This window comes from Pseudomonas sp. AC083, from assembly GCF_979253165.1.
Genome location: NZ_CEEDDH010000194.1, coordinates 1 through 261, shown reverse-complemented (window position 1 = coordinate 261; position 261 = coordinate 1). Strand labels below are relative to the sequence as shown.

Sequence of the window (261 nt, the reverse complement as noted above, 5' to 3'; positions counted from 1 at the left end):
TAACAAGGCCAGCAGCTCTAGCAGCCTGCCGACAGACGCGCCAGAGCGCCCCTGCCAGGCATCCAACAAACTGCGAGTGGGGTCAGGGCGCGTTTCCAGCTCTCGGATCTCCAAGTACTCGAAGCCCATCTCCTCCGCCAGCAAGGTCCAGTCGGCCGCCACGGGCGTCCGAGGGTTCAAGAACAGCGATAGGCGGCGCCTCACTCCCACGTTAAGCGCGACCAAGGGTATGGAGAACATGAAGGAGTCCAGGGACCCGGA

Annotated in this window: 1 protein-coding gene; it reads right to left on the bottom strand. The window is 63.2% G+C overall.

All coding sequences use genetic code 11. The features are described from left to right. Window positions 1-240 (bottom strand): hypothetical protein (locus AC0IXA_RS27685; RefSeq protein WP_471814943.1); only part of this gene is annotated, 240 nt, incomplete at its 3' end. Window positions 241-261: the final 21 nt, after the last annotated feature.